This window comes from Pseudomonas sp. C9-3, from assembly GCF_032392015.1.
GTDB lineage: Bacteria > Pseudomonadota > Gammaproteobacteria > Pseudomonadales > Pseudomonadaceae > Pseudomonas > Pseudomonas nitroreducens.
Window position 1 is genome coordinate 585,699 of sequence record NZ_CP135919.1, and the last position, 15,232, is coordinate 600,930.

General features: G+C 67.1%; 15 protein-coding genes. 6 read left to right on the forward strand and 9 right to left on the reverse strand.

Going from position 1 to position 15,232, the window contains the following annotated elements; genetic code table 11:
• Nucleotides 1–70: 70 nt before the first annotated feature.
• From RS899_RS02605 to RS899_RS02615, 3 genes are all read right to left on the reverse strand, one after another.
• On the reverse strand, nt 71–1,174 hold the full coding sequence (locus RS899_RS02605) for an enoyl-CoA hydratase/isomerase family protein (protein ID WP_169941397.1): 1,104 nt from the start codon (nt 1,172–1,174) through the stop codon (nt 71–73).
• A gap of 10 nt (nt 1,175–1,184) precedes the next feature.
• On the reverse strand, nt 1,185–2,003 hold the full coding sequence (locus RS899_RS02610) for an enoyl-CoA hydratase (RefSeq protein ID WP_054909022.1): 819 nt from the start codon (nt 2,001–2,003) through the stop codon (nt 1,185–1,187).
• Nucleotides 2,004–2,308: 305 nt separating this feature from the next.
• The gene (locus tag RS899_RS02615; protein WP_315809022.1) at nt 2,309–3,472 is read right to left on the reverse strand and encodes an isobutyryl-CoA dehydrogenase; all 1,164 of its coding nucleotides are present in this window, start codon (nt 3,470–3,472) and stop codon (nt 2,309–2,311) included.
• 122 nt (nt 3,473–3,594) lie between these two features.
• Between RS899_RS02615 and RS899_RS02620 the strand changes: the two genes are divergently transcribed.
• The 4 genes from RS899_RS02620 (at nt 3,595) to RS899_RS02635 (ending at nt 6,301) form a co-directional block, all read left to right on the forward strand.
• On the forward strand, nt 3,595–4,515 hold the full coding sequence (locus RS899_RS02620; protein ID WP_054909011.1) for an AraC family transcriptional regulator: 921 nt from the start codon (nt 3,595–3,597) through the stop codon (nt 4,513–4,515).
• Between the two features lie 95 nt (nt 4,516–4,610).
• On the forward strand, nt 4,611–5,177 hold the full coding sequence (locus RS899_RS02625) for a hypothetical protein (RefSeq protein WP_054909010.1): 567 nt from the start codon (nt 4,611–4,613) through the stop codon (nt 5,175–5,177).
• A gap of 54 nt (nt 5,178–5,231) precedes the next feature.
• Nucleotides 5,232–5,924 carry a uracil-DNA glycosylase gene (gene ung / locus RS899_RS02630; RefSeq protein ID WP_315809023.1) on the forward strand — a complete coding sequence of 231 codons (693 nt, stop codon included), beginning with the start codon at nt 5,232–5,234 and terminating at the stop codon, nt 5,922–5,924.
• 26 nt (nt 5,925–5,950) lie between these two features.
• Nucleotides 5,951–6,301: a hypothetical protein gene (locus tag RS899_RS02635; protein ID WP_315809024.1), complete on the forward strand. Its 351-nt coding sequence runs from the start codon at nt 5,951–5,953 to the stop codon at nt 6,299–6,301.
• 78 nt (nt 6,302–6,379) lie between these two features.
• Here the strand turns inward: RS899_RS02635 and RS899_RS02640 are convergent, their stop codons facing one another.
• The 4 genes from RS899_RS02640 to RS899_RS02655 are packed head-to-tail and all read right to left on the reverse strand — an operon-like array spanning nt 6,380 to nt 10,724.
• A complete protein-coding gene (locus RS899_RS02640) occupies nt 6,380–7,900 on the reverse strand; it encodes a tripartite tricarboxylate transporter permease (protein WP_054909006.1) in 1,521 nt (506 codons plus the stop codon).
• A 10-nt stretch (nt 7,901–7,910) separates the two neighbouring features.
• Entirely contained in the window at nt 7,911–8,378 is a 468-nt protein-coding gene (locus tag RS899_RS02645; protein WP_038803784.1) for a tripartite tricarboxylate transporter TctB family protein, read from the reverse strand.
• A gap of 49 nt (nt 8,379–8,427) precedes the next feature.
• Complete coding sequence (locus RS899_RS02650) at nt 8,428–9,405, reverse strand: Bug family tripartite tricarboxylate transporter substrate binding protein (RefSeq protein WP_169941377.1); 978 nt, start codon at nt 9,403–9,405, stop codon at nt 8,428–8,430.
• 29 nt (nt 9,406–9,434) lie between these two features.
• The gene (locus RS899_RS02655) at nt 9,435–10,724 is read right to left on the reverse strand and encodes an OprD family porin (protein ID WP_024765528.1); all 1,290 of its coding nucleotides are present in this window, start codon (nt 10,722–10,724) and stop codon (nt 9,435–9,437) included.
• A 287-nt stretch (nt 10,725–11,011) separates the two neighbouring features.
• Here RS899_RS02655 and RS899_RS02660 point away from each other — a divergent pair, with 287 nt between their 5' ends.
• Together RS899_RS02660 and RS899_RS02665 are read left to right on the forward strand one after the other, a co-directional pair.
• Nucleotides 11,012–11,683 (forward strand): response regulator, encoded by a 672-nt coding sequence (locus RS899_RS02660; RefSeq protein ID WP_024765529.1) that lies wholly within the window; start codon nt 11,012–11,014, stop codon nt 11,681–11,683.
• Complete coding sequence (locus RS899_RS02665) at nt 11,676–13,079, forward strand: sensor histidine kinase (protein ID WP_315809025.1); 1,404 nt, start codon at nt 11,676–11,678, stop codon at nt 13,077–13,079. The genes RS899_RS02660 and RS899_RS02665 overlap by 8 nt, the downstream gene beginning before the upstream one ends.
• A 201-nt stretch (nt 13,080–13,280) precedes the next feature.
• Here RS899_RS02665 and RS899_RS02670 read toward each other — a convergent pair whose 3' ends face one another.
• The gene (locus RS899_RS02670; RefSeq protein WP_054909002.1) at nt 13,281–14,117 is read right to left on the reverse strand and encodes an HDOD domain-containing protein; all 837 of its coding nucleotides are present in this window, start codon (nt 14,115–14,117) and stop codon (nt 13,281–13,283) included.
• Nucleotides 14,118–14,162: 45 nt separating this feature from the next.
• Nucleotides 14,163–15,098, reverse strand: coding sequence for a folate-binding protein YgfZ (locus tag RS899_RS02675; RefSeq protein ID WP_315809026.1), 936 nt, complete (start codon nt 15,096–15,098; stop codon nt 14,163–14,165).
• Between the last annotated feature and the right edge of the window lie 134 nt (nt 15,099–15,232).

The following is a 15,232-nucleotide window of genomic DNA, read 5'->3' on the forward strand; positions in this document are numbered from 1 at the left end:
CTCAGGTGGGCGGCGGATAACCTGTTCCAGGTTATGCGCCCTACGCAGCTACAGAGGACGGCAGGGGCGGCTAAAGATCCGCCAGCGGATGCTCGCCCTCCCAGGTCGCGTCGAAGTGCGCATTCACCACAGCATCAGGTATGGCAGCGATATCCGGCCAGTGCCAGTGCGGGGTGTTGTCCTTGTCGATCAGCCGGGCCCGCACGCCTTCCGGGAACTCCGGGTGGCGGCAGCAGTTCAGGCTCATCGCGTACTCCATGCGGAACACCTCGGCAGTCGACAGATGGCGTGCGCGGCGGATCTGTTCCCAGACCAGATGAGCGGTCAGCGGGCAGCCCGAGGCGAGGGTCTTCGCTCCCCGCGCGATCAGCGTGTCCTCGTCATCGGCCAGTGCGGTGAGGGCGTGCCAGGCCTCGGCGATGTTGGCGCTGTCGAGCACCGCATCCAGGCGTTCGCGGCGCGGCAGCAACTGGGCATCCGGCAATTCACCGCGGGCTTCGTTTTCCAGTGCCTGCAGCAGGCTGTGCAGTTGCACGTCGGCCTGTTCGCGCCAGTTCAGTTGCACCAGGCCTTCGATCAGGTCTTCCTGCTGGGTATCGAGCAGGAAGCGGTCGGCGAGGTCCAGGTCCAGTGCGTCGCGGGCGTTCATCTGCGTGGCGGTCAGGCCGAGGAACAGGCCGAGGCGGCCGGGCAGGCGGGCGAGGAACCAGCTCGCGCCGACGTCCGGGTACAGGCCGATGTTCACTTCCGGCATGGCCAGGCGGCTGCTGGGCGTGACGATGCGGACGCCGGCACCCTGCATCAGGCCCATGCCGCCGCCCATCACGTAGCCGTGGGCCCAGCAGATCAGCGGTTTGCCGTAGGTATGGATGAGGTAGTCCAGGCGGTATTCGTCGGCGAAGAAGCGGCGGGCGAGGGCGGGAACTTCGCCGGGCTGCTCGCGGCAGGCGTCCACCAGCTTGCGCACGTCGCCGCCGGCGCAGAAGGCCTTGCCGCCGTTGCCGCGCAACACCACGCAGGCGATCTGCGGGTCGTCCTTCCACACGCGCAGTTGATGGTTCATCGCCTCGATCATCGGCAGGCTCAGGGCGTTCAGGCTCTTCTCCGCGTCCAGCGTCACCACGCCGATGCGGAAGCCGTGCAGGCCGGGGCGTTCTTCGAACATCACATTCATGGTCGGGGCCTTATTGGTTGCGCCAGTGCGGATCGCGTTTCTCCAGGAAGGCGTTCACGCCTTCGCGGGTGTCATCGGCGTCGAACAGGTCGACGAAGCGCTCGCGCTCCTCCGGCAGCCAGGTGGTCGGGCCGCGCTCGCGGGCGCCCTGGATCAGCGGCTTGATGGTGCGCACCGCCACCGGGCTCTGGCGCGCGACCTTGGCTGCCAGCAGCAGGGCCGTGCCGCGTGCCTCGCCGGCGTCGACGACCTGCTCGACCAGGCCTATACGCAGCGCCGTCTCGGCATCCACGCGCTCGCCGCAGAGGATCATGCGCTTGGCCCAGCCTTCGCCCACCAGCCACGGCAGCGCCTGGGTACCGCCGGCGCAGGGCAGCAGGCCCACGGCAGCTTCGGGCAGGGCCATCTGTGCCTGGCGCTCGGCGATGCGGATGTCGCAGGCCAGCGCGCACTCCAGGCCGCCGCCCATGGCGTAGCCGTTGATCGCCGCAATGGAGACGCCACGGAAGTCGCGCAGCGCTTCGAAGGCTTCGCCGAAGCGGCGGGCCATCTCGCGGGCGCGCGCCTTGTCACCGTCGGCGAACATGTTCAGGTCGGCGCCGGCGGAGAAGAATTTCGGCCCCTGCCCAGTCACCACCAGGGCGTAGATGTCGTCGTCGCGGTTCAGGTGTTCGATCACCTGGCGCAGGCCGATCAGCGAGTCGCGGTCCCAGGTGTTGGCCGGCGGGTGGTTGATGGTGATCAGCGCGGTGTGGCCGTGCTTTTCCACCGTCAGCTTGTGGGTCAGGTCGAAGACTCCGGGCTTGTAGGGCTCGAGGGCGTTGCTCATGGGCATCTCCTTGGCGGTCATGGGCATGGACTCTAGGCAGGTCGGCCGTGATGAGTCCATGTCCGTTCTGTTCGATTGCACCCGCATCGGCGGGCGGTTTTTCCATTTCTTGCCGGGCTTCCCTCTCCCTGACCCTGGCTGCGCGCCCCGCTCCGAAGGGAGAGGAGACTGTCCTGAGCGCTTGGAAAACCCGGTACTCACCGGCTGAGTCGGAAACAACCTCGAAACGCCGGACGGCGCCCTCTCCCTTCAGGGAGAGGGCGGGGGAGAGGGGGCTGTCCGCCTGCTCCCAAATTGCTTGGTGGTCACAGCAACCGATCCAGCATCCCACCCTGTTCCAACAGACGGCGGGCAACGATTACCCGCATGATCTCGTTGGTGCCTTCGAGAATCTGGTGCACGCGGCTGTCGCGCACCCAGCGCTCCAGCGGGTAGTCGTTGAGGTAGCCGTAGCCGCCGTGCAGTTGCAGCGCCTCGTTGCACAACACAAAGCAGCGGTCGGTGGCGAAGCGCTTGGCCATGGCGCAATACAGCGTCGCCTCGCCGTCCTTGTGGTCCAGCTTGTGCGCGGCCAGGCGCACCATCTGCCGGCTGGCGGTGAGGTCGGTGAGCATGTCGGCGAGCTTGAACTGCAACGCCTGGAATTCGGCCAGCGCCTTGCCGAACTGCTTGCGTTCCTCGACGTAGCGCAGCGATTGCTCCAGCGCCGCCTGGGCCGCGCCGAGGGAACAGCTGGCGATGTTCAGGCGGCCGCCGTCCAGGCCCTTCATGGCATAGACGAAGCCCTGGCCTTCCGGCCCGATGCGGTTGCCGGCGGGAATGCGCACGCCTTCAAAGGTGATGGTGCGGGTCGGCTGGGCCTTCCAGCCCATCTTGTCCTCGTTGCGGCCGTAGCGGATGCCCTCGGCGTTGGCCGGCACCAGGAAGCAGGAAATGCCCTTGGCGCCTTCCTCGCCGGTGCGCGCCATGACGATCAGCACGTCGGTGCTGCCGGCGCCGGAGATGAAGGTCTTGGCGCCGTCGAGCACGTAGTCGTCGCCATCCCGCCTTGCGCGGGTGCGCAGGCGCGCGGCGTCGGAGCCGGCATCCGGCTCGGTGAGGCAATAGGAGGCCAGCAACTCGCCGCTGATCAGCCCCGGCAGCCACTGCTCCTTGAGCGCGGCGTCGGCGAAGCTGGCGAGCATCCAGCTGGCCATGTTGTGGATGGTCATGTAGGCGGTGGTGGCGACGCAGCCGGCGGCCAGTTGCTCGAAGATCAGCGAGGCGGACAGCCGCGACAGGCCCAGGCCGCCGTCCTCTTCGGCGATGTACAGGCCCAGGTAGCCCTGTTCGGCGGCGCGACGGATGACCTCCACCGGGAAGTGGTGCTGGCGGTCCCAGTCGGCGGCGTGGGGCGCCAGTTCGCGGCTGGCGAAGGCGCGGGCGCTGCCCACCAGCAGGCGTTGTTCTTCGGACAGATCGAAATGCATGCAGCTACCTCTGTTTATTCTTGTCGGCTACAGCGGCGTGCGTGGCGGCACGCGTTCTTTTCGCTTGGAGAGTTCCGGTTATAGCGGTTGCGCCCGCAGCTGTGGATTGACGATCTTGGGCAATGGATGGACGATCTTGGCATTGCCGATTCCGGAGGCCAGCCGTGTCCCGCCCGCTCATTTCCACCTGGCCGCTGCCGCAGCAGGGCGTGCGCTTCATCACTCCGCCACGCCTGCGCCGCGCGCTGGACCGCCATCCGCTGGGTCAGGCCTGCTATCCACTGGCCCTGGGCTACTACCCGGCAGCCGTGGGGCACCGCATGGAGCGGGAAATCCCTGATGATCACCTGCTGATCTACTGCAGCGCCGGGCAAGGCTGGCTGGAAACAGCGGATGGACGATTCGAGGTCACCGGCGGTGACCTGCTGGTGCTGCCCAAAGGCCGTGCCCATGCCTATGGGGCCGATCCGCAGCGGCCCTGGTCGATCTTCTGGGTGCACCTGGACGGCCGGTTGGCGGAGGATTTCCTGCGTCCGCTGGGCAAATCGCCGCGCCTGCGGGTGGGCGTGCAGCCGCGCATCCTCGGGGAATTCGATGCGCTGTTGGCGCTGCGCCGCCAGGGCCTGAGCCTGCCGCACTTCATCCATGCCGCCCACCTGCTGCAGAGCCTGCTGACTTCCCTGGCCCTGCGCCCGGCGCGCGCGCGGCTGAAGTCCGGCCGGGTGCTGGACGTGGAGGCGGTGCAGGCGATGATGCGCGAGCATTTGCACGACGCGCTGAACCTCGACGAACTGGCCGCGCAGTTCCGCCTGTCGCGCTTTCACTTCGCCAAGACCTACCGCGCGCTGACCGGCCAGGCGCCGATCCAGGATTTCATCCGGCTGAAGATGACCCACGCCTGTCGCCTGCTCGATCAGGGCAATCTCGAAGTGCGCCAGGTCGCCGAGCAACTGGGCTACGCCGATCCGTACTACTTCTCGCGGCTGTTCAAGAGCGTGGTAGGCATGGCGCCCAGTCACTACCGGGCGCTGCATACCGGTTGAGCCTGACGCGCGGCGTCTACCGGGATGGCGTGTGACACCGTGCAGATCGAGTCGAGGCTCGCTAGTCTGCGGCGACGACAATAAAGGAATGACCCATGCTGCCCGTGATCGCCGAACTGCTGCTGACCCTGGCCTGCTGCATCGCCGCTTGGCTTGCCCTGCGCGAGCAACAGGGTTGGCGGGCGTTGGGCTTCGTGTCGATGGGCGTTGCGGCGTTTCTCGGAGCACTGGAGTACGGTGGCGCCACGGTGCTGGTCGAACCGCATCATCTGGCGAGCGTGCTCTCCGGTGCGGTCGGCTTGCCGCTGATCGCGCTGGGGCGGCTCTCCGGTTCGCCCTTGCAGCGCGCGCTGGTGTTGCTGGCGTGCATGGCGCTGGTGATGCTGCCGTCCCAGGTCACGCTGCTGACCAACCTCGTTGCACTTCTAGTCATCGCCTGGCCGGGGCGCTCGCGGCGCCATCTTCTGGCCCTGCTCGGCGCACTACTGTTCATCGGCAGCGGCCTGCTGATCGGTACCCGCGGTGAACTGGCCGGTGTGCCACGCCGCGAGCTGTTTCACCTGGGGCTGACGCTTGCCGTGGTGGTGTGGATGCTTGCCGGCCTGGGCAGCGGTGTGCCGCGTTTGCCTGGCGGGTGGGCGGTGCGGCGCAAGGCGCCTTGACTTGACCGGGGCGCTTGCTTAGCGTGCCGGTTCGTTTCACCAGGCAGACGCACCATGACCAACGAAGATCGGATCAAGCTGGAACCCAGCTGGAAAGAAGCCCTCCACGAGGAGTTCGAGAAGCCCTACATGAAGCAGTTGGGTGAATTCCTCCGCGCGGAGAAGGCCGCCGGCAAGGTGATCTTCCCGCCCGGCCCGCTGATCTTCAACGCGCTGAACACCACGCCGCTTGCGCGCATCAAGGTGGTGATCATCGGCCAGGACCCGTACCACGGCCCCGGCCAGGCCCATGGCCTGTGCTTCTCGGTACAGCCAGGCGTGCCGACGCCGCCATCGCTGCAGAACATCTATAAAGAGCTGCAACGCGACCTCAACCTGCCGATCCCCAATCACGGTTATCTGCAGCACTGGGCCGAGCAGGGCGTCTTGCTGCTCAACACCTCGCTGACCGTCGAGCAGGCCAACGCCGGCTCCCATGCGAAAGCCGGCTGGCAGCCCTTCACCGACCGGATTATCGAAGTGGTCAGCGAGCGCTGCGAGAACCTGGTATTCCTGCTCTGGGGCTCCCATGCGCATAGCAAGCAGAAGCTGATCGATCCGCAGAAGCACCTGGTGCTCAAGTCCGCGCACCCGTCGCCGCTGTCGGCCTACCGTGGCTTTCTCGGCAACGGCCATTTCAGCCGCACCAACAAATTCCTCGAGCAGCACGGCCTTACGCCCATCGACTGGTCGCTGCCGCCGGCGTGATACCGCTGCTCCGGCGTGGGTGGCTGTTGATCCTGCCGGGCCTGCTGCTCGGCGGGGCCTGCCTTGCTGGCGACCCGCCCATCGAGTCCCAGCGTTCCACCGCTACCATCCACGGGCTTTACGAAATCGATCAGACGGCCCGCGCCTTCATCGCCTCCGAGAATGCTCGCCTGCGGGCGAACTGGACGGTTGCCGCTGCCAATCCGAAGGTTCTTGTCGCGCGCTGCACGGTGCCGCTGGACACCCGCTGGGGCGAGATTCGCCTGTTCGCGCCGGATGGGCGCGAGCTCGTGCGCAAGGTTATGGAAGTCGTTTGCGCCAAGCCGGTCAGCGGCGAGACCTGGACTATCTCGCTGCGCGTTTCCCACGCCACCTGACCCAGCCAAAAAAGAGGCCCGCACAAAGGCGGGCCTTGAAAGTCGCCGCGCGTCTCGACGCGGCGAGCGTGGTTGCTTTTACGCGGCGTCAGCCAGCGCCTCGCGGGAGCGGCGGGCTCGTTTGCGCCAGGCGCGGTAGAGCGGCAAACCGAGCATCAGCGCGACCAGCGCCCAGGTGCCGATGGCGATGGGGCTGGACCAGAGGATGCCCAGTTCGCCGTTGGAGATGGACAGCGCGCGACGCAGGTTCTGCTCCATCAGCCCGCCGAGGATGAAGCCCAGCAGCAGCGGCGAGAGCGGGAAGTCCAGCTTGCGCAGGATGTAGCCGAGGATGCCGATGGCGACCATCAGGAACAGGTCGAAGGTGGTGGCGTGCACGGCGTACACGCCGATCGCGGTGATGATCGCGATGCCCGGCACCAGCGCCCAGTTCGGCACCGAGAGGATGCGGGTGAACACCCGGACCATCGGCACGTTGAGGATGATCAGCATGACGTTGGCGATGAACAGCGAGGCGATCAGGCCCCAGACGATGTTTGGCTGTTCCTGGAACAGCAGCGGGCCGGGGGTGATGTTGTACAGGCTGAGCGCGCCGATCATAACCGCGGTGGTGCCCGAGCCGGGTACGCCGAGGGTCAGCATCGGCACCAGGGCGCCGCAGGCGGAGGCGCCGATGGCGGTTTCCGGGGCGGCCAGGCCGCGCAGGTCGCCCTTGCCGAACTTGCCCGACTCGCCGGCCATCTTCTTCTCGGTCATGTAGGCCACGGCGCTGGCCAGGGTCGCGCCGGCGCCGGGCAGTACGCCCATGATGAAGCCGAGCAGGCCGCAGCGCAGGTTGACCACCGCCACCGAGGCCGCTTCCTTCGCGTTGAACAGCATGCGTCCGCTGGCTTCGACCATCTTGTGGCCGTGGTGGGTCTTCTCCAGCAGCAGGAGGATTTCGCTGACCGAGAACAGGCCCAGTACCAGCACGACGAACTGGATGCCGTCGGAGACGTGGATGTTGTCGAAGGTGAAGCGGTACACGCCGCTATTGGCGTCGATGCCGACGCTGGAGAGGAACAGCCCGAGCAGCGCTGCCAGCAGCGTCTTCAGCGGCCGGTCGCCGGCCAGCCCGCCCAAGGCGACGATGGCGAAGACCATCAGCACGAAGTATTCCGCCGGGCCGAAGGCGATCGCCCATTTCGCCAGCAGCGGGGCGAACAGCACCATGCCGCAGGTGGCGATAAAGGCGCCAATGAACGAGCTCCAGGCCGACAGCGACAGGGCCACGCCGGCCAGGCCGTTGCGTGCCATGGGGTAGCCGTCGAGGGTGGTCATCACGGTGGAGGCTTCGCCGGGGATGTTCAGCAGGATCGAGGAAATCCGTCCGCCGTATTCGCAGCCCAGGTACACGGCGGCCAGCAGGATCAGCGCCGACTCCGGCGGTAGGCCGAGGGCGAAGGCCACCGGGATCAGCAGGGCCACGCCGTTGATCGGGCCCAGGCCCGGCAGCAGGCCGACGACGGTGCCGATCAGGGTGCCGATCAGCGCGGTGATCAGGTTGTAGGGGGTCAGGGCAACACCGAAGCCCTGACCGAGGTAGCTCAACGTATCCATGATGCAGTCCTCAGAGCAGGGGATCGAGGATGCCCAGCGGCAGCGGGACGTCCAGGGTGCGGTCGAACAGCACATAGAGGCCGATGGCGAGCAGCGTGGCAGTGACCACGCTGGCCACCGGGCGGCCGCCGTAGATCAGCGCGATGAAGGTGCCGACCAGGGCACTGGCGGGGATGAAGCCCAGCGGCTCGAACAGCCCGGCGTAGACCGCCAGCAGCGCGACGCAGAGCACCACCTTGGCCAGCAGCGCGCCTTCCAGCGCGGGCTCGTCGTCCTCGCGCTTGATCGGCGTGGGCCGCACGATCAGCCAGGCGAGGCCGGCGGCCATCAAGCCCAGGCAGAGCAGCGGATAGGCGCGCGGGCCGACCGGTTCGTAGGAAAAGGGCGCCTGCAATTGCCAGGCGATCAAGGCGAAGGCGACGCAGGCGAACAGCCAGGCGCCGGCGAACAGCCGCTGGAAGAGGCTGGTACGGGACATGAGGAGTCTCCTTGCGCCGCCTTCGCTGAAGGCGGCGCCGCACGGGGCGTTACTGGATGAGGCCGAACTCGCGGGCGAGCTGCTTGTACTGGGCGACCTGCTGCTTCACGTAGGCGTCCAGCTCCGGGCCGGTCATGGCGAAGGGGAACAGCTCGCGCTGATCGCGCAGCTTGGCGAAGTCTTCCGAGGCCAGCAGCTTGTCGAAGGAGGCCTTCCAGAACTGGTAGTCCTCGTCGCTCACCTTCGGCCCGACGTAGAAGCCGCGCACCACCGGCCAGACGATGTCGAAGCCCTGCTCCTTGGCGGTGGGGATGTCGGCCATGCCTTCATCCTTCAGGCGCTCCTCGGAGAACACTGCGAGGATGCGCATCTTGCCGGCGCGGATGTGCGGCATGGAGTCGGAGATGTCCGTGCTGCCGACCTGGATGTGCCCGCCCAGCAGCGCCGTGGCGATCTCGCCGCCACCTTCCAGAGCGACGTAACGCAGCTGCTTCGGATCGATGCCGGCAGCCTTGGCGATCAGCGCGGTCTGCATCCAGTCCTGGCTGCCGACGGTGCCGCCGGAGCCGATCACTACCTTGCCCGGGTCGGCCTTGAGCGCAGCGACCAGGTCGCCGAGGTTCTTGTACGGCGAGTCGCTGGGCACCGCGATGGCGCCGTAGCTGGTGCCCACGGCGGCCAGCCATTTCACGGCGTTCTCGTCGAAACGGCCGAACTTGCCCTGGGCCAGGTTCAGCAACGAGCCGCTGGAGAAGGCGGTGATGGTGTTGCCGTCGGCCGGACGCTGGGCGACCACCGCGTTGTAGGCCACGGCGCCGACACCGCCGGGCATGTAGGTGACGCGCATCGGCTTGGTCAGCAGCTTCTCGTCCACCAGGGCGCTCTGCGCCAGCTTGCAGGTGAGGTCGAAGCCGCCGCCGGGAGAGGCCGGGGCGATGCATTCCGGGCGCTTGGGCTCGGCCATCAGTTGGCTGGCGGCGAGCAGGGTGGCGCCGGCCAGAGTCAGGTTGCGCAGGACGGTGGACATGGTGCGATTCCTCTCTTGTTGTTGTCGGTTTACCAGATCGCCAGGGAGTAGCTGAGGTAGATACGCGTCTCGTCGGCGTCCCGCGCGAAGCTCGAACGGTAGGTGGCGTTGCGCACGCGCACTGCCACGTCCTTGAGCGGGCCGCTCTGGATTACGTACTTGATGTCGGTGTTGCGCTCCCATTCCTTGCCGTGACCGTCCATGCCGTTGATTTTGGCATTGTCACCGCTGATGTAGCGATTCATCAGGGTCAGGCCGGGGATGCCGAGGCCGGCGAAGTCGTAGTCGTGGCGCACTTGCCAGGAGCGCTCGTCGGTCTCTGCGAAGTCTCCGACCTGGACGAAGTTGACGAGATAGGGGTTGCTGCCATCGATGTAGGGGAAGGCGCTGTCGCCGCTCATCTGCTGCCAGCCGAGGCTGAATTTGTTGGCGCCCAGGGCGTAGCCGAGCATGCCGTTGAAGGCGCGGTTGTCGATTTCGCCGCCGCGCGCCTCGCCCTGGTCATCGCTGATGGCCAGGCGCACATCCGCGCTGAACTTGCCTGGGCCCAGCGGATAGGCTGCGAGCAGGCCGACGAAGTGCTGGCGGTAGACCTCGTCCAGCTGCGCGTAGTGGTAGCGGCCGGTGAGGTGGTCGGTGAACTTGTAGTCGCCGCCGGCCAGGTCGTAGTGCTTGCCTTCGGCGCTGCCGCCGGAGAAGCGGCGGTTCTTGTTGTTCAGCGCCAGGTCGGTGTAGTCGGTGGAGTCGCGGTCCTTCACTTTCTCCAGGCGCCCGCCGGTGAAGTTCAGGCCCGGCAGGTCGGTGGAGTTGAGCAGGCCGCCCTCGAAGGTCTGCGGGAACAGGCGGCTGTCGTTGGGCTGCAGGGTGGGCAGGTCGGGAATCAGGCTGCCGATCTTCAGCTCGGTCTCGGAGGCCTTGAACTTGGCCGTCAGGCCCAGCTTGCTGTACTCGTCGGCGGCGCGGCCGTCGTCATGGGTGGGCAGCAGGCCGGTGCCGGTGCGGTCCGGCGAGGAGTCGAGCTTCAGGCCGAGCATGCCCATGGCGTCGAGGCCGACGCCGATGGTGCCGGGGGTGTAGCCGGACTGGAAGTCGAGGATGAAACCCTGCGCCCACTCTTCGCGCTTGGACTGGCCAGCGCCGTCGCGGAAATCACGGTTGAAGTAGATGTTCTGGGTGCTGAGCGTGGCGCTGCTGTCTTCGACAAAACCGGCGGCATCGCACAGCGGGGCGACCCCGGCGAAAGCCAGCAGGGCGGGTGTCAGACAGCGGGAATTGGGCTTGGCAAAAGCCGGTGCAGCCAAAGGCTGGGCGGTGGGCATCTGTGGTCTCCGTTCTTGTTGTTGTCGCGAAAGGGCACCACGCCGCCTTCCGCTCTGTTGACGGTCTTTGCCGTCGTCGAGTCCGCTGCTCCCACCGTTGCGCCTGGGCAGTCGGCGCTGAAAAAGACGGGGTTGGGAAGCGGCTCGTTGGCGATGCTAACGGGCTAAGCTTTCGCCAGGCTTTCAGTCTCCTTTCGCAGTGATTTCAGCGAATTTCCCCCATTCACAGCGGCTCGCGGATGGGTAAACTGCCGGCCCGAACCTGTAGTCCGAAGGGGTAGTCCCACGTGCGAATCCTCCTGGTTGAAGACCATCCGCAGCTTGGCGAGAGCGTCGCCCAGGCGCTCAAGGGCGCGGGTTGGACGGTGGACCTGCTGCAGGACGGCGTGGCCGCCGACCTGGCCCTGGCCAGCGAGGACTACGCCCTGGCCATCCTCGATGTCGGCCTGCCGCGGCTGGACGGATTCCAGGTGCTGGCGCGCCTGCGCGAGCGCGGCAAGACCCTGCCCGTGCTGATGCTCACCGCCCGCGGCGAAGTGCGCGATCGCGTGCATGGCCTGAACCTGGGCGCCGACGATTACCTGGCCAAGCCCTTCGAACTCACCGAGCTGGAGGCGCGGGTGAAGGCCCTGCTGCGCCGCAGTGTGCTCGGCGGCGAACAGCAGCAGCGCTGCGGCGAACTGGTCTACGATCTTGGAGCGCGGCGCTTCACTCTCGCCGAGCAGGCGATGAACCTCACTTCCCGCGAGCAGGCCGTGCTGGAGGCGCTGATCGCGCGGCCGGGGCGGGTGATGAGCAAGGAACAACTGGCGGCGCAGGTGTTTGGCCTGGACCAGGATGCCAGTGCCGATGCCATCGAGATCTACGTGCATCGCCTGCGCAAGAAGCTCGAGGGCAGCTCGGTGCGTATCGTCACCTTCCGTGGCCTGGGTTACCTGCTGGAAGCCCAGGATGGCTGAACGGCGCTGGCGCTTTCCCGGCACGGGAAGCCTGCGTGGGCGGCTGCTCTGGCGCCTTGGCGGCCTGCTGCTGGTGCTGCTGCTGATCGGCAGCGCGGCCACATACTGGCGTGCCCGCCACGCCGCCGACATTGCCTATGACCGAACGCTGCTGGCCTCCGCGCGGGACATCGCCGACGGGTTGTACGCCAGCGACGGCACCCTGCGCGCCAACGTGCCCTACGTGGCGCTGGACAGCTTCGAGTACGACAGCGCCGGGCGGATCTTCTACCAGGTGATCGACCCCCAGGGGAAAATGATCTCCGGCTACGAGAACCTGCCCGCGCCGCTGCCGACCACCCCGCGCACCGACGATTACCCGGCGCTGGCCAAGTTCTATGACGCCACCTACGAAGGTCAGGGCGTGCGGGTGGTCAGCCTGTTGCAGCCGGTGAGCCAGCCGACGGTCAACGGCATGGCGGAAATCCGCGTCGCCGAAACCATGGGCGCGCGGGAGCGGCTGGCGCGCAACCTGCTCGCCGACACCTTGCTCAACCTGGCGCTGTCGGCCATCGCCGCGCTGATGATGGTCTGGTACGCGGTCAGCGCCGGCCTTCGCCCCTTGGATCGCCTGCGCGAAGCGGTGGAGGAGCGCCAACCGGACGACCTGCGCCCGCTGCCGGAAGTCCGTGTGCAGAAGGAACTGCGTCCGCTGGTGGCGGCGCTCAACCACTTCACCGTGCGTCTGCGCGGGCTGTTCGACCGGCAGTCGCAGTTCATCGCCGAGGCGTCCCACGAACTGCGCACGCCGCTGGCGGCGCTAAAGGCACGGTTGGAGCTGGGCCTGCGCGAGGACGACCCGCAGCAATGGCGCACGACGCTGGTCGAGGCTGTGCAGAACACCGACCGGGTGACCGGGCTGGCTAATCAGCTGCTGTCGCTGGCTCGCGTCGAAAGCGGTGCCCGCGCCATTGCCGAAGGAGCAGGGGAGCGCATCGAGCTGGGCCAGCTGGCCCGCGAACTGGGCATGGCGCTGGCGCCCCTGGCCTATTCGCGCGGCGTGGCGCTGGCGCTGGAAGCGGATGAGCCTGCCTGGGTGAAGGGCGACCCGACACTGCTCAACGAACTGCTCAGCAACCTGGTGGATAACGCCATCGCCCACGCGGCAGATGGCAACGTGATCATCCGCGTGCGTTCGCCGGCGGAATTGGAGGTCGAGGACGATGGCCCCGGCATCCCGCCGGAAGAGCACGACAAGGTCTTCCGCCGCTTCTACCGCCGCCGCCAGCAGGGCACCGGCCTGGGCTTGGCCATCGTCGGCGAGATCTGCAGCGCCCACCGCGCCCGCATCGAGCTCGGCCAGGGCGAGCTCGGCGGCCTGCTGGTGCGCGTGACCTTCCCGGCGGAAAACGCCTGAGCCAGAAGCGCGAAACCCGCCGGTGAGGGCGGGTTTCGGGAGCAGCACGACGGCAAGGCGGTCTTTTGTAGGAGCGAGCTTGCTCGCGAACGGGCTTGCCGGCAGCACGGGCGCTTGGCCTTTCGCGAGCAAGCTCGCTCCTACGAAGAGCCCTGCGCCTGAACCCCAGGTTGGGGTGGCCCAGGGGTTCTATGGCCGGCGTTACTGCAACATGCTCATGGCCGCTTCCATGGCCGCGGAGAGGTCTTCGTCTTCCTTGACGTCCGCCTTCGGGTCCAGGCCCAGCTTGGCGAAGGCCGGGATGGTCGCCCAGTCCAGTTCGGTGTAGGGGTGCTGGCTGCCCAGGTAGCTCTGCAGGGTGGCGACCTGGACGATGTCGACGTAGTCGACCTTGGCCGAATCGCGGCTGAAATCCAGGTGCTGGCCCGGCACGGCGGCGATCGGCGCGGGGAAGTCCCAGGCCTTGAGGATGCGGTCGCCGATGATCGGGTGGATGCGCTCGATCACGTGGTTGAGGCTGATGGAGTCGGCCAGCAGCTCGCTGTGCTCCTCGGCGTAGGTGAGGATCGGCAGCACGCCGATCTGGTGTACCAGGCCGGCGAGGGTCGCCTGGTCCGGCGCCAGGCGGGTGTAGTGGCGGCACAGGGCGTGGCAGATGCCGGCGATCTCGGTGCTCTTGTTCCACACCTCGCGCATCTTGCGGTCGACGACGTCGGACGTGGCCTGGAACATCTGCTCCATGGCCAGGCCGGTCGCCAGGTTGCACGTGTAGTTGATCCCCAGGCGGCTGATCGCCATCTGCAGGTCGGTGATTTCCTTGTTGGTGCGCAGCAGCGGGCTGTTTACCACCTTGATGATGCGCGCGGTCAGGGCAGCGTCGTTGCCGATCACCTTGCTGAGGTCCTGGATGCTGATGTCCGGGTCTTCCGCCGCCTCGCGGACGCGCAGGGCGACTTCGGGCAGCGTCGGCAGCACCAGCTCATCGTTGTCGATGGCTCGCAGCAGTTCCTGTTGTACTTTTTCGGCAAGCTTGCTCATGAAGTGTCCTTCAGGGAAAACCGGGCTCCCCGCCCGGCACGGAATTCAGCGCTGGATCTCGCGATCGCTGTCCAGAACGTAAGGCAGATCCAGCAGGCGCAGGGGCTGATCCTCGCCCAGGCGCACATTGCCGTCGGCAGCGGCGTCGTCCTGCAGCACGGCGAGCAGCTCTACGCCATCGGCCGCGCGGGCGGCCAGTACCACCTCGCCGACGCTGGTGGAGTGCACCGGCGAGAACAGCTCGCGGCCCGGCTCCGGCAGTTCGGCGCCGTCGAGTTTCAGGCGCTGCAGGCGGCGCTTGAGGCGGCCGAGGTACTGCATGCGCGCAACGATTTCCTGGCCGGTGTAGCAGCCTTTCTTGAAGCTCACGCCGCCCACGGCCTGCAGGTTGATCATCTGCGGGATGAACAGCTCGCGGGTGGCGCCGAATACCTGGCCGACGCCGGCACGCACCTGGCCGAGCAGCCAGTCGTTGAGTTCGGCGTGGGGCAGGTGGGCCTGCAGCAGCTCGGCAATGGCAGCGGCGCGCTCGGCCGGCACCCAGAGTTCGACGCGGCCCTGGCCGAGGCCGATGGCGATCAGGCCGTCGGCTCGCGCTACCTGGTCAGCTTCGCCGGAGAGCTGCAGCTTCAGTTCGGCCAGAACGGCGTCCGCAGCGCTCAGGCCGAAGCGCGCCCACTGGCTGCTGTCATCGGAGAGGGTGGCTTTGGAAAACACCGCGTACTTCTTCAGGTCCGCCAGTTGGCTGTCCAGCAGGTCCCTGGCCATCGCCAACAGGAAGCCTTCGCCCTCGGCGAGGATGCGGAAACTGGAGGTCATGCGGCCCTTGGGCGTGCAACGGGCGCCGAGGCTGGAATACTCGGCGTTGAGGTAATTGAGGTTGCAGGTCAGCTGGCCCTGGAGGAATTTGGCGGCGTCCGCGCCACGGACGGCGAGAATCCCTTCGTGATTGAGTTCGGTGTAGAAAGCAGAGTCGGTCATCACGATTCGCTGGAAGAAAGTTAGGGGCCTCATGATAGAGCTCAGGCCCTGCCTTGTCAGCGGGTGCCGGGGGAGTCGAGCATGCGTATAATGCCGCTCGGCTCGCGCCGTCCGTCGACTTCGCGAGCGACAAC

What these genes read in the sequence shown, in the direction of transcription:
- RS899_RS02610 (WP_054909022.1), bottom strand. Translation starts at nt 2,003, where the DNA reads ATGAGCAACGCCCTCGAGCCCTACAAGCCCGGAGTCTTCGACCTGACC.
- RS899_RS02645 (WP_038803784.1), bottom strand. Translation starts at nt 8,378, where the DNA reads ATGTCCCGTACCAGCCTCTTCCAGCGGCTGTTCGCCGGCGCCTGGCTG.
- RS899_RS02670 (WP_054909002.1), bottom strand. Translation starts at nt 14,117, where the DNA reads ATGAGCAAGCTTGCCGAAAAAGTACAACAGGAACTGCTGCGAGCCATC.
- RS899_RS02675 (WP_315809026.1), bottom strand. Translation starts at nt 15,098, where the DNA reads ATGACCGACTCTGCTTTCTACACCGAACTCAATCACGAAGGGATTCTC.
- RS899_RS02625 (WP_054909010.1), top strand. Translation starts at nt 4,611, where the DNA reads ATGCTGCCCGTGATCGCCGAACTGCTGCTGACCCTGGCCTGCTGCATC.
- RS899_RS02665 (WP_315809025.1), top strand. Translation starts at nt 11,676, where the DNA reads ATGGCTGAACGGCGCTGGCGCTTTCCCGGCACGGGAAGCCTGCGTGGG.
- RS899_RS02605 (WP_169941397.1), bottom strand. Translation starts at nt 1,174, where the DNA reads ATGAATGTGATGTTCGAAGAACGCCCCGGCCTGCACGGCTTCCGCATC.
- RS899_RS02640 (WP_054909006.1), bottom strand. Translation starts at nt 7,900, where the DNA reads ATGGATACGTTGAGCTACCTCGGTCAGGGCTTCGGTGTTGCCCTGACC.
- RS899_RS02615 (WP_315809022.1), bottom strand. Translation starts at nt 3,472, where the DNA reads ATGCATTTCGATCTGTCCGAAGAACAACGCCTGCTGGTGGGCAGCGCC.
- RS899_RS02650 (WP_169941377.1), bottom strand. Translation starts at nt 9,405, where the DNA reads ATGTCCACCGTCCTGCGCAACCTGACTCTGGCCGGCGCCACCCTGCTC.
- ung (WP_315809023.1), top strand. Translation starts at nt 5,232, where the DNA reads ATGACCAACGAAGATCGGATCAAGCTGGAACCCAGCTGGAAAGAAGCC.
- RS899_RS02620 (WP_054909011.1), top strand. Translation starts at nt 3,595, where the DNA reads ATGGATGGACGATCTTGGCATTGCCGATTCCGGAGGCCAGCCGTGTCC.
- RS899_RS02655 (WP_024765528.1), bottom strand. Translation starts at nt 10,724, where the DNA reads ATGCCCACCGCCCAGCCTTTGGCTGCACCGGCTTTTGCCAAGCCCAAT.